The following is a 2,395-nucleotide window of genomic DNA, read 5'->3' as shown; positions in this document are numbered from 1 at the left end:
TTGCATGTCCGTGTCATCCGAAGCACGCATCCCCGACGCACCCGCGATTCAACGACTGCCGTTGTTGCAACTGATTCTGGTCGGTCTGCAACACGTTCTGCTGATGTACGGCGGAGCCATCGCGGTGCCGCTGATCATCGGACAGGCCGCTGGCCTGAGTCGTGAAGAAATCGCCTTCCTGATCAACGCCGACCTGCTGGTCGCCGGCATCGCAACCGTCGTGCAATCACTGGGCATCGGCCCCATGGGCATTCGCATGCCGGTGATGATGGGCGCCAGTTTCGCGGCGGTCGGCAGCATGGTGGCCATGGCCGGCATGCCTGGCATCGGCCTGCAAGGGATCTTCGGCGCGACCATCGCCGCCGGGTTCTTCGGCATGCTCATCGCGCCGTTCATGTCCAAGGTGGTGCGTTTCTTCCCGCCGCTGGTGACCGGCACGGTCATCACCTCGATCGGTTTGTCGCTGTTCCCCGTGGCCGTGAACTGGGCGGGTGGCGGCAACGCTGCCGCGCAATTCGGCTCCCCCGTCTACTTGACCATCGCCGCGCTGGTGCTGGGCACCATCTTGCTGATCCACCGCTTCATGCGCGGTTTCTGGGTGAACATTTCGGTGCTGATCGGCATGGGCCTGGGTTACATCCTCTGCGGCCTGATCGGCATGGTCGACCTCAGCGGCATGGCGCAGGCGCCGTGGGTGCAAATCGTCACCCCGCTGCATTTCGGCATGCCGCAATTTCATCTCGCACCGATCCTTTCAATGTGCCTGGTGGTGGTGATCATCTTCGTCGAGTCCACCGGAATGTTTCTCGCCCTGGGCAAGATCACCGGCCAGGAAGTCTGCCCACGGATGCTCCGCCGCGGTTTGCTGTGTGATGCCGGCGCGTCGTTCTTCGCCGGGTTCTTCAACACGTTCACCCATTCCTCGTTTGCCCAGAATATCGGTCTGGTGCAAATGACCGGCGTGCGCTGCCGTTCGGTGACCATCGTTGCCGGTGGTCTGCTKGTGGTGCTGAGCCTGCTGCCCAAAGCGGCCTTCCTGGTGGCATCGATTCCACCGGCGGTACTTGGCGGCGCGGCGATTGCGATGTTCGGCATGGTCGCGGCTACCGGGATCAAGATCCTCCAGGAAGCCGACATCGCCGACCGTCGCAACCAACTGTTGGTGGCGGTGAGTATCGGCATGGGCCTGATCCCGGTGGTTCGACCGGAATTCTTCGCCCACTTGCCGTTGTGGATGAGCCCGATCACCCACAGCGGCATTGCCATGGCGACCCTCAGCGCCCTCTCGTTGAACCTGCTGTTCAACATCCTCGGCGGCGCAGAACGAGCCGCCAACAACGAGTGCCACGCTCATCAACACTGACGGATGACCGGACGGCCCGACTGTCCTTCCATCGTTATCCGGTTTCACCCGTGACACGAAATACCCGCATGACAGACCGGCCAGCGATACGTCCGGTCGCCGTCAGCGGCTGTCTGCGCCTTAACAATAAAAACAATCGAGGAGCAACACGATGACAGACTTGATAACGGCGCTCCGTTGCGGGGCGCTTGAGCCATGGCGCGGGAGTCAGTATTCTCCGCGGCCGCCTGAATCGGCTCTAAAAAAAAGCCCGGAATTATTTCCTGACCAGATAGCCAGCTTATCCCGGCTCTGGGCGGTCACACGGCACACTCCAATAAAAACCGAATGGACGCTTGATCGACTGTTTTCGAACAGCCGAACGGGCGTTCTTTTGCTTTTGAAAAGCCTTGGCCCAGCGCTTGCCGGAGCGCTGAGACCGGCCGACTGGATAACGTTTTACGGCAACGAAAAACAGGCGCCACACCAGAGCGCCGATTCAAAAAAACGTGGAACCACTTACTTTGGGAGCAACCGAATGAACCGTACGTGCACTAGCCTGATGCTCGCTGGATCCTTGCTGGCGGGGGGCCAGGCAATGGCCGGCGATCTGCTGCAGTGGCAGAACAACAGCCTGACCTATCTCTATGGCAAAGACTTCAAAGTCAACCCGAGCATCCAGCAAACCGTGACCTTCGAGCACGCCGATGCCTGGAAATACGGGGACAACTTCCTGTTCATCGACAAGATTTTCTACAACGGCAAACCTGACGCCTACGTCGGCAATAACACGTACTACGGTGAGTTCAGCCCGCGCCTGTCGTTCGGCAAGATCTTCGACCGGAAACTCGAATTCGGCCCGATCAAGGACGTCCTGCTGGCCATGACCTACGAGACCGGTGAAGGCGACGTCAACTCCTACCTGATCGGTCCGGGCTTCGACCTGGCCATTCCCGGTTTCGATTACTTCCAGCTGAACTTCTACAATCGCCACACCGACGACAAACGCCCGGGTAACAACATCTGGCAGATCACTCCGGTGTGGTCCTACAC

At 59.9% G+C, this 2,395-nt stretch carries 2 protein-coding genes; both read left to right on the top strand.

Features of this window, described 5'->3' with window-relative positions; genetic code table 11:
- Positions 1-4 precede the first annotated feature (4 nt).
- Positions 5-1,363, top strand: a complete 1,359-nt coding sequence (locus tag AC1DH9_RS27405; RefSeq protein WP_019693041.1) for a nucleobase:cation symporter-2 family protein — start codon at positions 5-7, stop codon at positions 1,361-1,363.
- A 517-nt stretch (positions 1,364-1,880) separates the two neighbouring features.
- Positions 1,881-2,395, top strand: a 515-nt coding sequence (locus tag AC1DH9_RS27400) for an outer membrane protein OmpK (protein ID WP_477809160.1), incomplete at its 3' end; no start/stop codon positions are given.

The sequence above is a fragment of the Pseudomonas sp. 05T35 genome (genome assembly GCF_056396605.1).
This window is presented reverse-complemented; position numbering and strand designations above follow the sequence as displayed.